Annotated in this window: 18 protein-coding genes; 6 read left to right on the top strand and 12 right to left on the bottom strand. The window is 70.2% G+C overall.

Annotated features, from left to right (window positions below; genetic code table 11):
* On the bottom strand, positions 1 to 399 hold the full coding sequence (locus tag ACGFNP_RS04825; RefSeq protein WP_393314869.1) for a 4-oxalocrotonate tautomerase family protein: 399 nt from the start codon (positions 397 to 399) through the stop codon (positions 1 to 3).
* A gap of 85 nt (positions 400 to 484) precedes the next feature.
* Here ACGFNP_RS04825 and ACGFNP_RS04830 point away from each other — a divergent pair, with 85 nt between their 5' ends.
* A complete protein-coding gene (locus ACGFNP_RS04830; protein ID WP_358329243.1) occupies positions 485 to 967 on the top strand; it encodes a MarR family winged helix-turn-helix transcriptional regulator in 483 nt (160 codons plus the stop codon).
* A 2-nt stretch (positions 968 to 969) separates the two neighbouring features.
* Here ACGFNP_RS04830 and ACGFNP_RS04835 read toward each other — a convergent pair whose 3' ends face one another.
* Positions 970 to 1,791: an integrase gene (locus tag ACGFNP_RS04835; RefSeq protein ID WP_393314872.1), complete on the bottom strand. Its 822-nt coding sequence runs from the start codon at positions 1,789 to 1,791 to the stop codon at positions 970 to 972.
* A gap of 97 nt (positions 1,792 to 1,888) precedes the next feature.
* On the opposite strand from ACGFNP_RS04835, the gene ACGFNP_RS04840 reads away from it, so the two are divergent.
* Complete coding sequence (locus tag ACGFNP_RS04840) at positions 1,889 to 2,269, top strand: helix-turn-helix transcriptional regulator (RefSeq protein WP_358329820.1); 381 nt, start codon at positions 1,889 to 1,891, stop codon at positions 2,267 to 2,269.
* Positions 2,270 to 2,274: 5 nt separating this feature from the next.
* Positions 2,275 to 2,691, top strand: a complete 417-nt coding sequence (locus ACGFNP_RS04845) for a VOC family protein (RefSeq protein WP_393314875.1) — start codon at positions 2,275 to 2,277, stop codon at positions 2,689 to 2,691.
* 79 nt (positions 2,692 to 2,770) lie between these two features.
* On the opposite strand, the gene ACGFNP_RS04850 is transcribed toward ACGFNP_RS04845, so the two are convergent.
* Complete coding sequence (locus tag ACGFNP_RS04850; RefSeq protein WP_358329234.1) at positions 2,771 to 5,164, bottom strand: excinuclease ABC subunit UvrA; 2,394 nt, start codon at positions 5,162 to 5,164, stop codon at positions 2,771 to 2,773.
* A 96-nt stretch (positions 5,165 to 5,260) separates the two neighbouring features.
* Complete coding sequence (locus tag ACGFNP_RS04855) at positions 5,261 to 5,650, bottom strand: VOC family protein (protein WP_393314878.1); 390 nt, start codon at positions 5,648 to 5,650, stop codon at positions 5,261 to 5,263.
* A 14-nt stretch (positions 5,651 to 5,664) separates the two neighbouring features.
* Between ACGFNP_RS04855 and ACGFNP_RS04860 the strand changes: the two genes are divergently transcribed.
* Both ACGFNP_RS04860 and ACGFNP_RS04865 read left to right on the top strand, forming a co-directional pair.
* Complete coding sequence (locus ACGFNP_RS04860; protein WP_393314881.1) at positions 5,665 to 6,015, top strand: aldo/keto reductase; 351 nt, start codon at positions 5,665 to 5,667, stop codon at positions 6,013 to 6,015.
* Positions 5,922 to 6,236 (top strand): hypothetical protein, encoded by a 315-nt coding sequence (locus ACGFNP_RS04865; protein ID WP_393314884.1) that lies wholly within the window; start codon positions 5,922 to 5,924, stop codon positions 6,234 to 6,236. Before ACGFNP_RS04860 ends, ACGFNP_RS04865 begins: the two co-directional genes overlap by 94 nt.
* An 8-nt stretch (positions 6,237 to 6,244) precedes the next feature.
* Here the strand turns inward: ACGFNP_RS04865 and ACGFNP_RS04870 are convergent, their stop codons facing one another.
* The 7 genes from ACGFNP_RS04870 to ACGFNP_RS04900 form a co-directional block, all read right to left on the bottom strand.
* The gene (locus ACGFNP_RS04870; protein ID WP_393314887.1) at positions 6,245 to 7,933 is read right to left on the bottom strand and encodes a hypothetical protein; all 1,689 of its coding nucleotides are present in this window, start codon (positions 7,931 to 7,933) and stop codon (positions 6,245 to 6,247) included.
* Complete coding sequence (locus ACGFNP_RS04875) at positions 7,926 to 9,851, bottom strand: glycoside hydrolase family 127 protein (RefSeq protein ID WP_393314890.1); 1,926 nt, start codon at positions 9,849 to 9,851, stop codon at positions 7,926 to 7,928. Before ACGFNP_RS04875 ends, ACGFNP_RS04870 begins: the two co-directional genes overlap by 8 nt.
* A 16-nt stretch (positions 9,852 to 9,867) precedes the next feature.
* Complete coding sequence (locus ACGFNP_RS04880) at positions 9,868 to 10,665, bottom strand: carbohydrate ABC transporter permease (RefSeq protein WP_358329217.1); 798 nt, start codon at positions 10,663 to 10,665, stop codon at positions 9,868 to 9,870.
* A complete protein-coding gene (locus ACGFNP_RS04885; protein WP_393314893.1) occupies positions 10,662 to 11,594 on the bottom strand; it encodes a carbohydrate ABC transporter permease in 933 nt (310 codons plus the stop codon). The genes ACGFNP_RS04880 and ACGFNP_RS04885 overlap by 4 nt, the downstream gene beginning before the upstream one ends.
* A 24-nt stretch (positions 11,595 to 11,618) precedes the next feature.
* Entirely contained in the window at positions 11,619 to 12,878 is a 1,260-nt protein-coding gene (locus ACGFNP_RS04890; protein ID WP_393314896.1) for an extracellular solute-binding protein, read from the bottom strand.
* A gap of 67 nt (positions 12,879 to 12,945) precedes the next feature.
* A complete protein-coding gene (locus ACGFNP_RS04895; RefSeq protein WP_358329208.1) occupies positions 12,946 to 13,977 on the bottom strand; it encodes a LacI family DNA-binding transcriptional regulator in 1,032 nt (343 codons plus the stop codon).
* Between the two features lie 257 nt (positions 13,978 to 14,234).
* Positions 14,235 to 14,606, bottom strand: a complete 372-nt coding sequence (locus ACGFNP_RS04900; protein WP_358329205.1) for a helix-turn-helix domain-containing protein — start codon at positions 14,604 to 14,606, stop codon at positions 14,235 to 14,237.
* A gap of 66 nt (positions 14,607 to 14,672) precedes the next feature.
* On the opposite strand from ACGFNP_RS04900, the gene ACGFNP_RS04905 reads away from it, so the two are divergent.
* Entirely contained in the window at positions 14,673 to 15,509 is an 837-nt protein-coding gene (locus tag ACGFNP_RS04905) for an SDR family oxidoreductase (protein WP_358329202.1), read from the top strand.
* Between the two features lie 4 nt (positions 15,510 to 15,513).
* On the opposite strand, the gene ACGFNP_RS04910 is transcribed toward ACGFNP_RS04905, so the two are convergent.
* Positions 15,514 to 19,224, bottom strand: coding sequence for an NACHT and WD repeat domain-containing protein (locus ACGFNP_RS04910; RefSeq protein ID WP_393314901.1), 3,711 nt, complete (start codon positions 19,222 to 19,224; stop codon positions 15,514 to 15,516).
* Between the last annotated feature and the right edge of the window lie 57 nt (positions 19,225 to 19,281).

The raw sequence follows: 19,281 nt of genomic DNA on the forward strand, positions 1-19,281 counted from the left end.
TCAGCCGGCCGGGGGCGGATCGACGTCGCCGCCGACGCCGGAACGTCCCGCGGGAACGCCGACGACGTACACGGTCACCTGCTGCCGGACGGACTCGCCGAAGACTTCGACCACGGCATCGGTGATGGACGCGATCAGCCGCGTGGGGGCGGCGTCGACGCCCGGAAGGTTCAACGCCACTTCTCGTAGGTTCAGCGAGACGATCGGGGCGTTCACCGTGGCGGGTACGCCGCCGATGCCCCAGCGGTGGCGTGGGATGCCGAACAGCTCGACGACCGCCATGGAGCGCGCTCGCTCCCCGTATACCTTGACCAGCGCGTCGGTCAGAGCGGCGATGAGTTTCGGCTCGACTTTGCCGTCAAGCTCTTCTTCGTGGATCCGTACCTCGAAATGCGGCATCACAGCTCCGTTTCGTTACCATGAAGTCAGTTTTGCTTTGCAAGGTAAATATCTTTGCTATCAAAGCTAAATGGAAGGGTGGCCGATGTCAACCGAGGGCCAGGACCGGGCCGGATCCGAGCCGGGGGTCGACGAGGCGATCAGGGCACTGTTGCTGCTCATGCCCCGCATGGTGGGGCGGGCGAAGCGGATCCGGGTGCCCGAAGAGCTCCAGTCGCTCGCGCTGGCGCCGCGGCACCTGTCACTGCTGTCCTACCTGCTGTTCGACGGCCCGATGACCGTGAACGAGCTGGCCACCCGCTTGGAGGTCGCCCCGACCACCGTCAGCCTCATGGTCGGCGAGCTGAGCCGGAAGGGCATCCTGGAGCGGCGCGAGGACGAGTCGGATCGGCGTCGGCGCATCGTCAGCATCACCGACAGCAAACGACCGTCCATCGACGGCTGGCTGGCGCGGGGGGCGCATGCCTGGCGTCAGGCACTGAGTCCGCTGGCCCCCGAGGAGCGGCAGCTGTTCGTCCGAACTCTGCGGGCTTATGAGGCAGCCATGACCGTCGACGAAGACGACTAGTTTCAGGGTTCGCCGAGGTCCGTACAGTGGGCGATCGTCGCATCGTCCGCCGCCACCGCGTGGTGCGCCTCCGCCTGCCGGACACGACGGATGATCTCGGCCGGCCCGCTCGACGCCAGGACGGCCATGACCCCTGGCCAGTCGGCGAGCTGGAACCGGTCCACGATGCGACTGGCTCCGTTGCTGAGCAGGACGGCGCCGGTCAGCTCGGAGATCGGGCAGCTTCCGGTGATCGCCTCGTCCGCCGCCCGCGGGTCGTCCTTGGCCAGCCAGAAGCCGCCCGGCTGGTTCCGGTTGGCGCGCAGCTCTCCCAGGACTCGGCGGTACTCCTCGCTACCATTGGCGACGGCCTCGAGCGCGGGCTCGTACGACCGGCTGATGATCACCTCCCGGGGATCGGAGACGACGAGCGGCGCCCCCTCCGCCGTGTCGAGCACGAGGAACGAGTCACCGAGCACCAGGTACTCGATGAGGCCGTCGGACAGGCGCAGCATGGCCACGGTCGCCGACGGACTGATGGGGTCGGCGACGTCGCAGGTGTCCCGGTGATCGTCCGTCACCTGCTCGATGGCCTCGGCGAGCACCGCCGAAAGGCCGCGGTCCCGCTCACATGACACGAGGCTGAGGAGGCTGCCTCCCAGACTCCTGGCGTACCAGGCCACGCCGTGCCGGCAGATCGATTCGGTGCCGGAGATGCCGGCGCCGTCGATCAACACCGCCGCCGTCGGTACGGCACCGGTGAAGTCCTCGTTCGCCCGGCCGGACCGTGCCGCCGCACTCGTCATCGTCACCCGCATGTCCTGCCGCCCCCTCCCGCCGATCAAGGCGCCCAACTCTAACCACCGCCGGGGCGCGGCGCTGTGCGATGCTGGCCGGGTGACGTTGGAGGACCTCGTACGGCTGCGCCGGGCCCGTGACCGAATGGACCGCGACTACGCGAAGCCGCTCGACGTTCCCGCACTGGCACGCGGCGCCTTCATGTCGCCAGGCCATTTCTCCCGCAGCTTCCGCGCCGCCTTCGGCGAGACGCCGTACAGCTACCTGATGACGCGCCGGATCGAACGGGCCAAGGCGCTGCTGCGGCGGGGTGACCTGACGGTGACGGAGGTCTGCTTCGCGGTCGGATGTACGTCGCTGGGGTCGTTCAGCTCGCGGTTCACCGACCTGGTCGGCGAGAGCCCGAGCTCATATCGGGCCCGTCCCCATGACGATGGCGCCGCCATCCCGGCATGCGTCGCCAAGATCCACACGCGACCGGTCAGGAACGGAGAAGCGAAAACTGCTCCCCGCTCCCTATCGTGAAATGCATGGACATCAAGCTTTCACAGAGCTTCATCGCGGTAGACGACCATGACAAGGCGCTCGCTTTTTACCGGGACGTTCTCGGCCTCGAGGTGCGCAACGATGCCGGGTTCGAGGGGATGCGCTGGGTGACCGTCGGGGCGCCGTCGCAGCCCGACGTGGACATCGTCCTCGAACCGCCCGTCGCGAACCCGAACGCCTCACCCGCCGACAAGCAGGCCATGGCCGAACTCCTGGCGAAGGGCCTGCTGAGCGGCGTCATCTTCAGGACCGACGACTGCGACGCCACCTTCGAACGCATCCGCGCCGCGGGTGCCGAGGTGCTGCAGGAGCCGATCGACCAGCCGTACGGCGTCCGCGACTGCGCCTTCCGCGACCCCTCCGGCAACCTGCTGCGTTTCAGCCAGACCCGGGGGCAGTGAGCTCCGCTCCCGCGAACCGGCCGCCCCTGTCGAACACGCCCCGTTCCCGGTTCACGGGGACGGGGCGTGAAGGGTTCGGTCAGGTGCCGACGTAGGCCGCGAGGTGCTCGCCGGTGAGGGTGGAGCGGGCGGCGACGAGGTCGGCGGGGGTGCCTTCGAAGACGATCCGGCCGCCGTCGTGGCCGGCGCCGGGGCCCAGGTCGATGATCCAGTCGGCGTGTGCCATGACCGCCTGGTGGTGCTCGATGACGATGACCGACTTGCCGGCGTCGACGAGCCGGTCGAGCAGGCCGAGCAACTGCTCGACGTCGGCCAGGTGCAGGCCGGTGGTCGGCTCGTCCAGGACGTAGACGCCGCCCTTGGCGGCCATGTGGGTGGCCAGCTTGAGGCGCTGCCGCTCGCCGCCGGACAGCGTGGTCAGCGGCTGGCCGAGGCTGAGATAGCCGAGCCCGACGTCGGCCAGCCGGCCGAGGATCGTGTGCGCGGCCGGCGTACGCGCCTCGCCGGCGCCGAAGAACTCCCCGGCCTCGCTCACCGACATCGCGAGCACCTCACTGATGTCACGGCCACCGAGGTGGTATTCCAGCACCGAGGCCTGGAACCGCTTCCCCTCGCAGTCCTCGCAGGTGCTGGCCACGCCGGCCATCATCGCCAGGTCGGTGAAGATGACGCCGGCGCCGTTGCAGGTGGGGCAGGCGCCCTCGGAGTTGGCGCTGAACAGCGCCGGCTTCACCCCGTTGGCCTTCGCGAACGCCTTGCGGATCGGGTCGAGCAGCCCGGTGTAGGTCGCCGGGTTGCTCCGTCGCGAGCCGCGGATCGCGCCCTGGTCGACCGACACCACACCCGCCCCGGCGGGGATCGATCCGTGGATCAGCGAGCTCTTGCCGGAGCCGGCGACCCCGGTGACGACGACCAGCACCCCGAGCGGGATGTCGACGTCGACGTCGCGCAGGTTGTTCGCGGTGGCGCCGCGGATGTCCAGCGTGCCGGTGGACTTCCGCACCGTCTTCTTGACGGCGGCCCGGTCGTCGAAATGACGGCCGGTGATGGTGCCGCTGGCTCGCAGCCCCTCGACGGTCCCCTCGTAGCAGACGGCGCCGCCCGCCGTACCGGCGCCGGGGCCGAGGTCGACGACGTGGTCGGCGATCCCGATCGTCTCCGGCTTGTGCTCCACGACGAGCACCGTGTTGCCCTTGTCCCGCAGTCGCAGCAGCAGGTCGTTCATCCGCTGGATGTCATGCGGGTGCAGGCCCGCGGTGGGCTCGTCGAAGACGTAGGTCGTGTCGGTGAGCGAGGAGCCGAGGTGGCGGATCATCTTGACGCGCTGCGCCTCGCCGCCCGACAGCGTGCCGGCCGGCCGTTCGAGCGAGAGGTAGCCCAGCCCGATCTCCACGAACGAGCCGAGGGTGCGCTCCAGCGTCACGAGCAGCGGCGCCACCGACGGCTCGTCGAGGCCGCGGACCCATTCGGCCAGGTCGCTGATCTGCATCGCGCAGGCGTCCGCGATGTTGATCCCCTTGATCTTCGACGACCGGGCCGCCTCGGCGAGCCGGGTGCCGTCGCATTCGGGACAGGTTGTGAACGTCACCGCCCGCTCCACGAAGGCGCGGATGTGCGGTTGTAGCGCGTCGACGTCCTTGGACAGGAACGACTTCTGGATCTTCGGGATCAGCCCCTCGTAGGTCAGGTTGATCCCGTCGACCTTGATCTTGGTCGGCTCCTTGTGGAGCAGGTCGTACAGTTCCTGCTTGGTGTACTTGCGCAGGGGCTTGTCCGGGTCGAAGAAGCCGCTGCCGCGGTAGATGCGGCCGTACCAGCCGTCCATGCTGTAGCCGGGGATCGTGAGCGCGCCCTCGTTGAGCGACAGGCTGTCGTCGTACAGCACGGTCAGGTCGAAGTCGGTGACCGAGCCCATGCCCTCGCAGCGCGGGCACATGCCGCCGAGCCGGTTGAAGGTCGCCTTCTCGGTCTTCGTCTTGCCGTCGCCGCGCTCGATGGTGATCCCGCCGCTGGCCCGCACCGAGGGGACGTTGAACGAGTACGCGTTGGGCGAGCCGATGTGCGGCTGCCCGAGCCTGCTGAACAGGATGCGCAGCATCGCGTTGGCGTCGGTGGCGGTGCCGACCGTGGAGCGGACGTTGGCCCCCATCCGCTCCTGGTCGACGAGGATCGCGGTGGTCAGCCCGTCGAGCACGTCGACCTCGGGCCGGGCCAGCGTCGGCATGAAACCCTGTACGAAGGCGCTGTACGTCTCGTTGATCAGCCGCTGCGACTCCGCGGCGATCGTGCCGAACACCAGCGAGCTCTTGCCCGAGCCGGAGACACCGGTGAACACCGTCAGCCGGCGCTTGGGGATCTCGACGCTGACGTCCTTGAGGTTGTTCACCCGCGCGCCGTGCACGCGGATCAGATCGTGACTGTCGGCGATGTGCGGCGCAGGCGACTGCGTGTCCGTCCTCGTGGTGGTGCTCATTGTGTCTCCATATCTGTTACCGCGGGGGCCGCCGTCACGACGTCATTTGGGTCGATCTAACCAGCTTCGAGCAGTACGCCCGGTCTTCGGTGCTTCTCATTGGTCCTGAAGCAGCCCGAGGACGTTGCCGTCGGGGTCGGTGACGGTGGCCACCAGGCGGCCGCCGCCGACGTCGTGCGCGGGCTCCTTCACCGTGGCACCCGCGGCGGTCACCTCGGCCAGCTTCGCCTCGATGTCCGGTACGTGCCAGTAGGCCACCGGCGAGGTCATGCCCTGCGGTCCACCGCCCGGCACCAGCCCGATGTGCTGGCCCTCGGCCTCGAAGCCGACATAGTAGGGCCCGTCGGCCTGCGGCTGTACGCCGCGCAGCGCGGCGTACACCTTCTTGGCCGCCGCCAGGTCGGAAACGGGATGCAGCACGGTCTTGATTCCCTGGGTGGAAGAGCTGGTCATGGTCACTCCTGACGTCGTGGTGGTGAGGTCCATGACGGTTAGGCTAGGTGCGGTTCGAGGGTGCGCGCTTCTCGATTCCTGACCGGTACGGCGCCGCGGACGACGCGCAGTCGATCGCGACGCTGCGCCACGCCCTCGACCTCGGGGTGACCCTCCTCGACACCGCCTACGCGCGGCAGGCGTGCGAGGCGTCGCTGCGCCGGCTCGGGGTCGACCACATCGACCTCTACTACCAGCACCGGGTCGATCCGCAGGTGCCGATTGCGGTGCACCCGATCGCCGCGCTGCAGAGCGAGTGGTCGCTGTGGACCCGCGACCTGGAGGCGGAGATCGCCCCGGTCTGCCGGGAGCTCGGCATCGGCTGGTCCCGTTCTCCCCGCTCGGGCGCCGCTTCCTGACCGGCCGGTACAGCCCGGTCGAAGGGCTGGCGGAGACGGACCTGCGGCGCGGCCAGCCGCGTTTCGGCGACGGCAACCTCGCCCGGAACCTGGCGATCGTCGCGAAGCTGAACGAGCTGGCGGCGGCGAAGGACCTCGCCGCCATCGAGGCCGCCGCCCCGCCCGAGCAGGTCGCGGACACCCGCTACGACGCGACCAGCCTCACCTTCGTCAACGGCTGAGAGCGCCGTCAGGTGAGCTGGATGTAGTCCAGTTCGGCGTAGCCGGTGCCGCCCGCGAAGTACGGCGAGCCCTTGGCCAGGCGGATCACGTTGTAACCGGCCGCGAGCGTGACGGTGGTGGCGATCGTGGCGCCGAACTGGCCCCAGGCCGGGGTGGGCGGGTAACTGACCGTGCTCCAGGCTCCGCCGTTGTACGCCAGGCCCTGGGTGGCGGTGGCGCCGGTGGCGTTGGCGTAGCCGATGGTCATCGTGTACGCGCGGGCGCTCGGCACGTTCACCACGAAGTCGACGTAGCTGTCGGTACGCGGCGTGCCCGAGTTGTCGATCCGGCCCACGTAGCCGCCGCCCGACGCGCTGGAGGCGCTCAGCCGCTGGGCGCGGAACACCGAGGCGTTCTCGGCCTCGTACCGCTGCTGGTAGGCGGGCACTCCGCTGACCGGTTCGACGACGAGCTGGTAGGCGCTGGTGACGGACATGTTGGGCACCGACACGCTGAGCTGCCCGCCACTGACCGTCCGGGTCGTCGTGGAGATCGTGGTGGGCGCGGTCACGGCGGTGAAGCGGCCACTGGACGGGGTGGACAGCAGCGTGACGCGGACGCTGGAGCCCAAGGCGCCGATGCCGGTCAGGTTGACGGTGTTGGTGCCCGCCTCGTTGCCGAACACCACGTTGACGATCTTGCGGGTGCCGTCGTAGGAGGCGAATCCGTCCAGGCCGGTCTGCGTGTTCGGCGTCGTCGTGACCATGGTGCCGGCCATGTCGCCGTACCACTTGTACAGCCACCAGGTGCCGGTCGGCTGGTTGTTGTTGACGACCAGGCCGTTCATGGTGCCGTACTCGTACCAGAAGGCCCGGTGCGCGGACTCCACGCCGCCGCGCTCGAACTTGGCGACGTAGCTGGCGATCCGGCCGGGTACGTCCACCTCGGTGGTGGCGGCGTACTCGTTGATGGAGACGCGGCGCGGGCTGATGCCCAGCGAGGACTCCAGGTTCCGGTAGTCGGCGAGGTCGGCGGCGATCCGGTCGGGGTTCACCAGCTCGTGCCAGCAGATGATGTCGGGCAGCGTGCCGGTGTCCCTGGCCCGGGTCAGGAACGACTGCATCCAGGAGCGGTTGTACGTGGCGGTGCTGGGGCCGACGATCGGCGTCAGCGTGTCGAGCGCGCGTACCGCCCGGAACGTACGTACCCAGCCGTCGTTGAAGGCGCCCGCGGCGGCGGTGTTCCAGGTCCAGTCGGGTTCGTTCCAGAGCTCCCAGCCGAGCACGTTCGTGACCGTCGAGGCAGAGAGACGGGCGTTGACCATGGTGTTCACCTTGGCCAGCCAGTCGTCCCAGCTCACCCACCGATAGGGGAAGTCCGGGTAGATGTCGGGCATCCGGATGAACTCGCCCGCGCCGACGCGGGTGGCCTGCGGGGCCACCAGCAGGGAGTCGCCGCCGGGCGGCTGGCCGTTGGGGCGCTGGCCCACGCCGGGCGCGGGCTGGGTCAGCGAGTTCACCTTGATCGGTAACAGGGTGGAGTCGGCCGGCCTGCCGTTCTCCGCGAGGCCGTACAGGCCGCCCGAGGCGACGTGGGTCACCGGCCGGAACGGCTGGGCGACGTTGACGGTCAGTGTCGCGCCCGCCGCCTCGGCCGGGGGTGCGAAGGTCGCCAGGATCGCGGCCGCGGTGATCATGGCTAAGAGGGGTTTACGCACGTTGCTCTCCTTCGGGGGGTAGGGATGCGGGCAACCAGATGCGCATGCTCGACGGCCCGCGATGAGCCCATGAGTGGTAGGGCCGCAGCGGCACGTCGAACCATTCGGTGTCGTCGACGGAATCGGTGGCGGAGGGATAGGGCCATGGCCTGTCGGGGTGTCCGGGCAGCCGGCCGCGGACCCGGACGCCGCCGGCGTCCGCGCGCGGGCCGGACAGGGGGTCGATCGCCAGAGCGTCGAGCCCGCCAGCGTGCGGGAGGTCGCGGGACTCGACGCACAGGACCTCCGGACCGCGCTCGACGGCGACGCAGCCGCGCACGGCGTCGATGCGGGGGTCCGGCCATGTGACGCGCGGCGCCATCGGCAGTTCGAGGGTGATGACGTCGCCCGCGCGGAAGGCGCGCCGCACCTCGACCATGCCGGGTTCGACGGGCCGGGCCCACCCGTCGGTGATCAGTGTGGCTCCGGCGGCCCAGGCCGGAACCCGCAGCGCGAGCGTCCAGGGCGACGGCTCGTCGGCCGCTATCCGGACGCGGATGGTCCCGGTCTCGGGGTAACCGGTCTCGACGTCCACGGCCACCCGCCTGCCGTCCGGCAGTTCGGTGTTGATGGCGCACGGCGCGTACTGGTGGATCTGGAGGCCGTCGCCGTCCGCGGTGGCGAGGTAGCCGCCGAGGCTCGCCAGCGTCCGCGCGACGTTGGTGGGGCAGCAGGAGACGTCGAACCAGGCGGCCCGGCTGCCTCCCTCGGCACGCGGGCTCACCTCGGTCCCGTCCGCCGGCCGGCCCGGCGCCCGCTGGTGCAGGGGGTTGGCGTAGAAGAAGGCCCGGCCGTCGGGGCTCGGGGAGGTCGCGATGATGTTGTAGAGCGTGCGCTCGATCAGGTCGGTGTAGCGGACGTCGGCGGTGGCCAGGTAGAGCCGCCACGAGACCATGATCGAGGCGACCCCCGCGCACGTCTCGCAGTACGCCCGGTCCGGCGGCAGCTCCCAGTCCTCGCCGAACCCCTCGTCCTGGTGGCGCGAGCCCATGCCTCCGGTGATGTACGTCCGGCGGGCGACCGAGCGCTCCCATTGCCGTTCCACGGCGCGCAGCAGCTCGTCGTCGCCGCGCTCGACGGCGACGTCCACCGCCGCGGCGGTGAGGTAGAGCGCGCGGACCGCGTGACCGCGCCACACCTCGGCCTCCCGGATCGGGAGGTCGTCCTGGAAGTAGGCGCGTCCCAGCGGGATGTCCCGGAGCGTGCCGTGCCCGCGGCGGTCGAGGAACAGGCGGGCCTGCTCGACGTAGCGCTCCTCGCCCAGGGCCCGGCCGAACTCCGCCAGGCCCACTTCGATCTCCGGGTGCCCGCAGATCTTGGGCAGGCCGTCCGCGCCGAAGGTCCGGCACACGTGGTCGGCGGCCCGCCGCGCGACCCGTACCAGGTCGTCCTCCCCCGCCGTGCGCAGCCGCGCGACCGCGGCCTGCAGGAGGTGGCCGAGGTTGTAGAGCTCGTGCCCGCCTTCGAGGTCGCTGTAGCGCGGCCGCTGCTCGCCGTGCCCGAAGCAGGTGTTGAGGTATCCGTCCGGGTCCTGCGCCCGGGTGACGCGCGCGGTGAGCCGCTTGATCGCGACCTCCGCCTCCGGGTCGCCGGTACGGCCCGTCTCCCAGGCCAGAGCCTCCAGGAGCTTGTAGACCTCCGAGTCGGAGAACGGCCAGCCGGGCCGGTCGGGCGCGGTCGTCCCGTCGGCGACCCGATCGAAGTTCGCCAGCCAGCCCAGGCGCTCCATCCACGACTCGCAGTGGGCCAGCGTCGCCGTGGCGTTGACGGCCTGGCGGGTGGCCCAGAAGCCGCCGGTGATGGAGACCTGCGCGACAGGGCGTACCCGTCCGTGGGACGGCAGCACGGGGCAGACGCCCTCCGGCGTGCCTTCGGTCATGTCGTGAGCCTTTCGATCAGTCTTTGACGGCCCCCGCGGTGACCCCGGCGGCGATGTAGCGCTGCGCGAGGACCAGCAGGAAGGCCGCCGGGATGGACGCGATCACGGCAGTCGCCATGATCGAGTTCCACTGCGTGGTGTTGTTGCCGATGTAGCGGTAGATGCCGAGGGTGATCGGGATGGTGTCGCTGTTGCGGTTGAGGGTCGAGGCGAAGATGAAGTCCGACCAGGCCCACAGAAAGGCGAAGAGCGAGACCGTGATCACCGAGTTGCGGCTCAGCGGCAGGATGATGGAGCGGAACGTACGCCAGGTGCTCGCCCCGTCGATCTGGGCCGCGGCCATGAGCTCGCGGGGGATGCTCGCCATGAACGCCCGGAAGAGCAGCACCGCGAACGGCACGGCCAGCGTCGAGTCGGCGACGATCAGGCCCGCCACGGTGTTCAGCATCCCGAGCTTGATGTAGATCGTGTAGAAGCCCATGGCCATGACGACGGCGGGGATCATCTGGGCGACGAGCAGCACGAAGTCGATCCCGCGGGCGCCGCGCGGCCGGAGTTTCGCCAGCGAGTAGCCCGCGGGCAGGGCCACGACCAGCGTGAGCGCGACGGTGCCGAGGCCGATGAAGAGGCTGGTGGCGAGGGCGGGCAACTGCTGGCCGAGCGCCGCGGTGTAGCCCTCGAAGGTGGGGTTCCAGGGGAACCAGTGGGGCGGATCGGCCCGCATGTCGCTCGTCCTGGTGAGCGAGACGTTGAACATCCAGTAGACCGGGAAGAGCATCACCCCCACCAGGACGACCCCGACCGCGCTTTTCATGGTTCCTCCTTGCGCTGCAGGCGCACGTACGCGAGTCCGGCGGTGAACGCGATGAGGATGAGCAGGTTGCCGACGGCCGCCGCCGGGGAGAAGTCGGGCTGGCCGGTGCCGAACGCCTCCCGGTAGGACCAGATCGCCAGCGTCGTGGACGCGTCCGCCGGACCCCCCTTCGTCATGATCCAGATGATGTCGACGGCCTTGAGCGTGTAGATCAGCCCGAGCAGCAGGGTGATCGCCGACACCGGGCGCAGCAGGGGGAAGGTGATGCGCCAGAACCGCTGCCACGAGTCCGCCCCGTCCAGGCCGGCGGCCTCGTACAGGTCGGCCGGGATGTTCTGCAGCCCGGCGTAGAGGATCACCAGGTTGAAGGGAACCCCGAGCCAGATGTTGGCGACCGTGACGGACAGCAGCGAGGTGTCGGGGGACGTCAGCCAGTTGATCTGGCCGATGCCGAACGCCTGCAGGACCGTGTTGACGATGCCGTTGTCGCTGTTGAGCATCCACGACCAGGTCGAGGCCGAGACGATCAGCGGCAGCAGCCACGGCACGAGGAACATCGCCCGCAGCACCACGGACAGGCGGAAGTGGCGGTGGAAGAAGACCGCGAGGGCCAGGCCGAGGGCGTACTGGACGGCGATGGACCCCAGGGTGAACAGGGCCGTGTTGCGCAGGGCCGCCAGGAACGTGTCGTCGGTGACGACGTCCAGGTAGTTGGTCAGCCCGGTGAACTCCGGGTCGCCCCGCACGAAGGCGCGCGGCGTGTAGTCGTGCACGCTGAGGTCGATGTTGCGGTAGAGCGGATAGGCGTAGAAGACGGCCAGGTAGACGACGAGCGGCGCGAGGAAGGCGAAGGCGGTCCACTGCCGCGAGCGGCGCCGGGCGGTGAAGTCCGCCGCCCGGCTCGCCGCGCTGTCGTCGAAGGCCGCCACCGCGCGCGTCCTCGTGAGCACCGCTCAGCCGCCGATCGCCCGCTTGGCCTGGGCTTGGGCCGCCTTGAGCGCGTCAGCCGGGCTCGCCGTGCCGCTCAGCGCCTTCTGCACCGCCGTCCACATGGCCTCGGAGATCTTCGGGTACTTGGTGCCGAGGTTGTCGCTCGTACGACCCTTGGCCGACCGCACCGCTTCGACCCATGGCCGCAGGCTGGGCTCCTTGGCCAGGATCGCCTTCTGCCCGTCCGCGGTGGAGGGGATGTAGTACGCGAAGGTCGTACCGGTCTCCACCAGACCCTCGGGCGTCGTCATGCAGTCGAGGATCTTCTTGGTGGTGGTGTAGCGCTGGGTGTCCTTCTGCACCGGGACCGTGATGAACTCGCCGCCCGTGGGTGTGGGGGCGGCCCCGCCGTCCTTGCCCGGGATCTGCACGATGCCGGTGGGGAAGCCGGCCTTGGCGGCGCTGTTGATCTGCCAGGTGCCGTTCTCGGCGAACGCGAACTCGCCGGTGAGGAACTCCTCCCAGGTGGTGTTCTGGGAGTTGCTGATGACCGAGTTGGGCGCCGTGCCGTCCTTGATCCACGTGTTCCACAGAGTGAGCGCCTCGACGGCCTGGGGCGAGTCGAGCTGGGTGAGCTGCGCGCCGGCGCCCCAGAACCACGGCAGGAACTGGAACGAGCCCTCCTCCGTGCCGATGGCCGAGAAGGTGATCGGCTTCTTGCCCGCGGCCTTGACCTTCTTCAGCGCCGCGTTGAGCGAGGCCCAGTCCTTGATCGATTTCGGGTCGACGCCGGCGGCGTCGAGGATCTTCTTGTTGTAGTACAGGGCGAGGGTGTTCGCGCCGATGGGGATGCCGTACGTCTTGCCGTCCAGCTCTCCGGCGGCGATGAGGTTCTTGTCGAATTTCGCCGTGTCGAGGCCGAACTCGTCCATCGAGGTGAGCATCCCCGCGTCCGCCAGGGTGGAGACGGCGGGGTTGTCGAGGAGGATGACGTCGGGCGCGTTGCCTTCCTGGCCCGCGAGCAGGGCCTGGTTCGTCAGGGCGGTCGTGTCGTACGCGGTGCGCTGGATGGTGACACCGGCCTGCTGCCCGCAGGCGTTCACCCGCTTGGCCCAGGCGGAGGCCGGGTCGTGCTGCGGGTACGGGTCCCACCACGTGTAGGCGCCGCCGGCGGACGCGCTGCTGGTGGCGGCGCCGCCCTGGGGAGCGGATGAGCAGGCGGCCAGGGCGGACAGTGCCAGGACGGCGGCACCGAGCTTCGTGGACGTGGACGGACGGGGCATTGGATTCCTCCAATGTTAGCGCTCACATTTTACTGTGGCCGGACGGTCGCGGGGCTGTGGGCCGCATTCAGCGGGTGGGCGGGGCTTTCGGGGGTGCGGTGCTTCCCCGGGAGACGAGTTCGGGAGAGATGAAGCGCACGACGAACGGCTCGGTCCGGGCCGTCGGCGATTCCACGCGGCGTACGAGCTGGCGTACCGCCATGGCGCCCAACCGGTCGGGTGCGCTCTCGATGAACGAATAGGGCAGAGAGAAGGTGGCGGCGAACTCGGCGGAGTAGCGCCCGATGACCGACAGGTCCTCGGGCACCCGGAGTCCCCGCTCGTAGGTGACGGAGGGCAGGGCCGCGGCGGCCGCCTCGTTGTTGATCAGCAGGCCCGTCGCCGAGGGGTGCGCGTCGAGCAAGGCGTTGAGCAGGCGTCCGACGGCCGGCTGCCGGGACTCGCCGTACACCGCGTGCAGGGTGACGCCGAGCTGCCGCGCGCGTTCGAGGGCGGCGTCCCTCAGCCGCCACACGTACGCGCCGCCGCGCTCGACGACGTGTTCCGGCTGCGAGACCAGGATGAGCTCGCGGTGGCCGAGCCGGTGGAGGTGCTCCACCATGCCCCTTCCGGCCTCCTCGAAGTCGAGGTCGAACACGTCGAGCCCCGAACAGTCGCCCGGCAGGCCGACCAGCGCGCCCGGCTGCGGCGCCGCACGCAGGATGGGCAGCCGCGAGTCCTCCTGCGCGATGTTCATCAGGACGACGCCGTCCACCATCCGGGAGTCGGTGATGCGCCGCAGCGCCCGCGCGCCGTCGGCCTCGGTGACCAGCAGCGTGTCGTAGCCCAGGTCACGGGCGGTGTCCGTGACACCCAGGATGTACTGCATCATCGCGGGCGCGAACTCGTCTTCGTGGAACTGGGCGAGCAGACCGAGGACCTTGGTCTGGGAGGTGGCCAGGGCGCGAGCGCCGGCGTTCGGCGTGTACGCGAGCGCCTCGGCCGCCGCCAGCACGCGCAGGCGGACCTCTTCCGAGATGGGCCGCTTGCCCGACAGCGCGTAAGACGCCGTGCTGCGGCTCACCCCGGCCTCCCGGGCCACGTCTCCGATCGTCGCCACATTCACCTCCTCTTATCGTCGAACCGGTTCGACGATAATGTCCAGAATCCCTACGTCGAAGACCGGAAAGCCGGGCAGAAAGCGCTATTACCTCGGGTTTTTCCATGCTGACGCCCCCGCGACACGGGAGCATCCGCCTACGGCTTCTCGGAATCGAGCGAACCGGTTCAACGATGTGGCTTGACTTTCACCCACGAGACGGCGGACGTCAAGGGTGCGATATCGAATCGTGACATGCTGGAAACAACCAGGCGCGCCTAACGCCCCTGGTAGCTCTCGCGGGCGCAGGTGACCTGGGGCATGCGGTCCTCCAGCCAGGAGATGAGGGGGACCAGGTGCTCGGCGGCTTCGCGGCCGAGCGGGGTGAGGCTGTATTCGACCCGGGGCGGGATCGTGTGCTCGGCCACGCGCAGCACCATGCCGTCGCGTTCGAGGGCCTGGAGGGTCTGGGACAGCATCTTCTCGCTCACCCCGTCGACGCGGCGGCGCAGCGCGTTGAACCGGTAAGACCCCTCATACAGGGCCACCAGCGCCAGGATCGCCCAGCGGCCGGTGATGGTCTCCAGCACCGTGCGGGAGGTGCAGTTGCGTGCGAAGACATCGGCCACCAGGTTCTCGAACTCCTCCATACGTGCTAGCTTACGCCCTAGCAGGCACTAACCTTTCGAAAGTACTAACTTCTAGGGAGCACAACAATGATCGTGGTGACCGGAGCCAGCGGACAGCTGGGCCGACTGGTGATCGAGGACCTGAAGCAGCGCGTGGCGGCATCGGAGATCGTCGCGGCCGCACGCACCCCGGAGAAGGCCGCCGACCTGGGCGTCGAGGTCCGGGAGCTCGACTACGACCGGCCGGAGACGTTCAAGAGCGCGCTCCAGGGCGCCACCAAGGTGCTGCTCATCTCGGGCATCGACGCCAACCGGGTCCAGCAGCACGCGGCGGTCGTGGACGCGGCCAAGGAGGCCGGCGCCACGCTCGTCTACACCAGCGCGGCCAAGGCCGACACCACCGAGGCCGGCCTCGCCGCCGATCACCGGGCCACCGAGGAATACATCAAGGCGTCCGGCGTGACGTACACGATCCTGCGCAACAACTGGTATCACGAGAACTACCAGCAGTCGATCACGACGGCCCCCCAGCTCGGCGCCGTCTACGGTGCCGCCGGCGACGGCCGGATCGCGTCGGCCTCCCGCGCGGACTATGCTGCGGGAGCGGCCGCCGTGCTGACCGCGACGGGCCACGAAGGCAGGGTGTACGAGCTGGCGGGTGACACCGCCTGGACCCTCGCCGACCTGGCCGCCGAGATCTCCCAGGTCACCGGCAAGGAGGTCACCTATCAGAACCTGCCGAAGGACGACTATGCGGGTGTCCTGGCCGGCGCCGGCCTCCCGGCTCCGTTCGCGGAGCTCATGGCCGACGTGGACGTCAACGTCTCCCGTGGCTGGCTCGCCGACACCCCCGGCACGCTGAGCGACCTCATCGGCCGCCCGACCGGGACGGTCGGCGAGTACGTCCGCTCCCTGCTCGGCTGACCACCTATGGGCATACCTGCCGGAATTCCTCCCCGGCCACATAGCGCTGCCATTCGGCGCGGGTGAAGGAGCGGCCCGCGTTGGCGCAGACCGTGGCCGCGGGGTCGGCGGGGGCGGCGACGTTCCACAACCGCAGGGTCCTGTCGGCGCTCACCGTGGCGAGCGTGGTCCCGTCCGGGCTGTAGGCGACCCCGACCACGGTCTTCGTATGGTCGGTCAGCGGAGGGCCGATCTGACGAAGAGTCGGCACGTCCCAGAGCCGTACGGTGTGATCCGCGGAGGCGGTGACAAGGGTGCTGCCGTCGGGGCTGAACGCCATCGCGGCGACGATGTCGGTGTGACCGGTCAGGATGGCTCCGATCTCACGTTGACCGGCCACGTCCCACAGTCGTACGGTGCCGTCCTCCGCCGTGGTGGCGAGGGTCTTGCCGTCGAGGCTGAACGTCAGAGCGATGCGGAAGCTCGTGACGCCGGCGGGCAAGGGGGCGCCGATCTGGCGGTGCGTGGCCACGTCGAAAAGCCGCACGGTACGGTCGTTGCCCGCCAGGGCGAGGGTGGCGCCGTCAGGGCTGAACGCCATCGCGTGAACGAGGTCGGTGTGGCCGGGAACGGTGATGCGGGGCCCGATCTCGCGGTGGCCCACGACGTCCCAGAATCCGATGGAACCACCACGTATCGAGATGGCGAGCAGCCCGCCGTCGGGGCTCAGCTCCGCGTTGGGACCGAGAAGGGCGGCGTCGCCGATCTGACGGTGGGTCGCGGTGTCCCACAGCCGGACGGTGCCGTCGGTGCTCGCCGTGCTGAGTGTCCTCCCGTCGCGGCTGAATCTGATCGAGTGGACGACGGCGTTGGCGTCGGGCGCGGGGTCGCCTTCGGGGCGCGGGCGACGGCCCGCTTCGCGCTGGGTGGCCACATCGTAGAACCGGACGCCGCGATCGGCCTCGCCGGTGCCCAGGGCGACCACGGGGTCGGAGGCGGCCAGGGTCTTTCCGTCCGGGCTGAAGACGACCTCCAACGTGGCGGGCATCCCGGTGCCGATCTGGCGGTCCACCCTCGGGTCCCATAACCACACCTTGCCGTCCCCGCCGACGGCCGCGAGGGTCCTCCCGTCCGGGCTGAAGGCCACTCTCTCGACGTTCGATCGCCTGCTCGTCAGCGGCGGGCCCACCGGTTGGCGGCCGGAGGTGTCCCACAGCCTGGTCAAGCCGTCTCCTCCGGTGGTGGCGAGCCTCTTCCCGTCCGGGCTGAAGGCGATTCCACGGAAGCCTCCGGGTTCGCGCAGGGCGCCGCCGATCTGCTTGTGGGTGGTGAGGTCCCACAGCCGGAGGGTCCGGTCCACGCTGATCGTCGCGAGCGTGAATCCGTCCGGGCTGAGGGACATGCCGGTGATGTCGCCGGTGTGCCCGGTGAGCGCCTTGCCGACCTGGCGGTGGGTGGCGACATCCCAGATCCGCGCCGTGTCGTCGGCCCCGGCGGTGATCAGGCGTTTCCCGTCCGGGCTGAAGGCCACCTCCTTGACGGCCTTTCGGACGGACCCGTGGTCGGCGCGTCCGATGTCGGCTCCGAGCTGGCGGCGGGTGGCCACGTCCCACAACCGTACGGTGCCCTCGGGGGTCGAGGTCGCGAGGGTCCTGCCGTCCGGGCTGAACGCCATCGCCGTCACCCCGTCCTTGGCGTCCAGCGGGCCGCCCAGCGGCCGGCGCGTGGACACGTCCCAGAACAGGACGCCGGTGAAGCAGGCCGTGGCCAGGACCTTCCCATCCGGGCTGAAGGCCGCCTGGAAGGCCAGGACGCACAAGTTCTCCTTGTGGACGATCGGGGCGCCGAGCTGCCGGTGCGACACCGTGTCCCACAGCCGCACGACGCCGTCGTCGCCTCCGGTCGCGATGATCGAGCCGTCGCGGTTGAACAGCAGCTCGGTGACGGAGCCGTGCTGCGCCGCGAAAACCCCCCGGTCCGCATGAGCCGCCGCGTCCAGCATGCGGTGGCGGGCGTCGGGGGTGCGGTCGATCCGCCATGCCGTCACGGCCAGCAGCGCGGACGTCACCGGGTCGTCGGCGACCTCGCTCTTCGCGGCCAGCTCGCGCGAGAGCGCCAGCCGCCGCTGCCGGTCGGCCCTGTCCGCCTGCCGGTCGGCGTTGCTGGCCGCGTTGACGGCGGCCCCGGCCGCGATCAGGGCGAGCACCGACAGCGCCGCGAGACCGGCCATGACGAAGGCACGGCGGCGACCCGCCCGCCGCGCCGCCCCTGTCGAGGCCGTGACGAAGCGCTCCACCGTGAGGCCGGGCGGCGGGAAGCTGTCGGGGTCGCGGTCCCAGCGGGGCCGGCTGTCCTGGACCGCCAGCAGCCGGGCACCCCGGTAGAGGTAGGCGGGGTCGCGGTGGTGCCCGGCCCATTGCGTGGCGTCCTCGACGAGCTGGTCGTACACCGCCTGCGCGGTCATGTCGGGTTCGAGCCACTGCCGCAGCGTGGGCCAGGCGGTCAGTAAGGCGTCGTGGGCGATCTCGGCGCCGTCCTCGTGCAGCGTGAGCAGCCGCCGGTCGGCGAACGCCGAGAGCAGTTCCTCGACCTGGGCACGCCGCTCCGCCGAGTGCGCGGACCCGGCGGCGTGGATCTCGGAAAGCGTCACCCTGCGCCGCGCCAGCCGCCCGCCCGCGGTGATCAGCGCCATCCGCCGGAAGATCCGGAGCGCGGCCTTGCGGTCCTCGGCCGGCAGCCGCTCCAGGACCTCGTCGGCCGTACGCCGCACGGAGTCGCGGACCCGGCCGGACTCCTCATAACCCCGGACGGTCAGCCGGCCCTTCTCGCGCCTCTCCCAGGTGTTGAGCAGGGCCTGTGACAGCAGCGGCAGGGAGGCGGCCTCGAACCCTTCGACATACCCCTGCGCGCTGTCGGGGCGATCGCCGGCGCGCAGCTCACTCAGGATGATCTCCACCAGGCCGGGTTCGATCTCGAGGCCCACCGCGGCGGCGGGGCCGGTGATGGCCAGCCGCAGATCCGGCTCCGTCATCGGCTCGACGATGACCTGGCCGTCCTGGATGGCCCCGGCGAACTGCGGGTATGCCGCGCAGCGGTCCCAGTAGTCCGCGCGCACCCCGATGATCACCCCTGCGCGCGGCGCGCCTTCGGCCATGGCCTGCAGGGCCCGTACGTACGCCTGGCGCTCCTGCTCGTCGGTCACCAGGGTGAACAGTTCCTCGAACTGATCGACGACCAGGACGAAGCGGCCGGCCGCCGCGAGAGCCGCCCGCGGATCGTCCCGGAGCGTCTCGTACACCGTCTCGACGTGCCCGCCGTACGTCTCCGCCCACGCCTCGGCCAGCGCGCGCAAGGGGTCGGCGGTGGGTGTGAGCAGCAGCCGGGGCCACTCCCCCGAGCCGGGCACCGGCAACATGCCCTCGCCCAGCGCGGGCATCAGACCGGCCCGTAACAGCGACGACTTGCCCACACCCGAGGCACCCGACACCAGCAGGACGCACCCGTCCTCGGTCAGCCTCGGCCCGAGCCGCTCCAGCAGGTTGCGGATCGCCCGCCGGCGCCCGAAGAACAGCTCGCTCCTGTCGCTCTCGAACGGCGCCAGCCCTTGGTACGGGCACACCCCATCCCACTCCCGGGACTCCCGCCGGGTGCCAGGGGCCTCCCGCCGCCGAAGCGCTTCCCCTACCCGCGCACGCGCCCAGGCCAGCGCTCGACGGAGGCCGCCCGCATTCCCCATGATCTCATTCTGACCACGCACGGCCTCACCGATCAACGTCGCTCATGGGTGCGGGGG

It is taken from the genome of Nonomuraea sp. NPDC049269, assembly GCF_043197155.1.
GTDB lineage: Bacteria > Actinomycetota > Actinomycetes > Streptosporangiales > Streptosporangiaceae > Nonomuraea.

Excerpts from the sequence above, each read along its gene's own strand:
- ACGFNP_RS04825 (WP_393314869.1), bottom strand. The coding sequence starts at position 399 with ATGCCGCATTTCGAGGTACGGATCCACGAAGAAGAGCTTGACGGCAAA.
- ACGFNP_RS04830 (WP_358329243.1), top strand. The coding sequence starts at position 485 with ATGTCAACCGAGGGCCAGGACCGGGCCGGATCCGAGCCGGGGGTCGAC.
- ACGFNP_RS04840 (WP_358329820.1), top strand. The coding sequence starts at position 1,889 with ATGGACCGCGACTACGCGAAGCCGCTCGACGTTCCCGCACTGGCACGC.
- ACGFNP_RS04845 (WP_393314875.1), top strand. The coding sequence starts at position 2,275 with ATGGACATCAAGCTTTCACAGAGCTTCATCGCGGTAGACGACCATGAC.
- ACGFNP_RS04850 (WP_358329234.1), bottom strand. The coding sequence starts at position 5,164 with ATGAGCACCACCACGAGGACGGACACGCAGTCGCCTGCGCCGCACATC.
- ACGFNP_RS04855 (WP_393314878.1), bottom strand. The coding sequence starts at position 5,650 with ATGGACCTCACCACCACGACGTCAGGAGTGACCATGACCAGCTCTTCC.
- ACGFNP_RS04875 (WP_393314890.1), bottom strand. The coding sequence starts at position 9,851 with ATGACCGAAGGCACGCCGGAGGGCGTCTGCCCCGTGCTGCCGTCCCAC.
- ACGFNP_RS04880 (WP_358329217.1), bottom strand. The coding sequence starts at position 10,665 with ATGAAAAGCGCGGTCGGGGTCGTCCTGGTGGGGGTGATGCTCTTCCCG.
- ACGFNP_RS04890 (WP_393314896.1), bottom strand. The coding sequence starts at position 12,878 with ATGCCCCGTCCGTCCACGTCCACGAAGCTCGGTGCCGCCGTCCTGGCA.
- ACGFNP_RS04900 (WP_358329205.1), bottom strand. The coding sequence starts at position 14,606 with ATGGAGGAGTTCGAGAACCTGGTGGCCGATGTCTTCGCACGCAACTGC.
- ACGFNP_RS04905 (WP_358329202.1), top strand. The coding sequence starts at position 14,673 with ATGATCGTGGTGACCGGAGCCAGCGGACAGCTGGGCCGACTGGTGATC.
- ACGFNP_RS04910 (WP_393314901.1), bottom strand. The coding sequence starts at position 19,224 with ATGGGGAATGCGGGCGGCCTCCGTCGAGCGCTGGCCTGGGCGCGTGCG.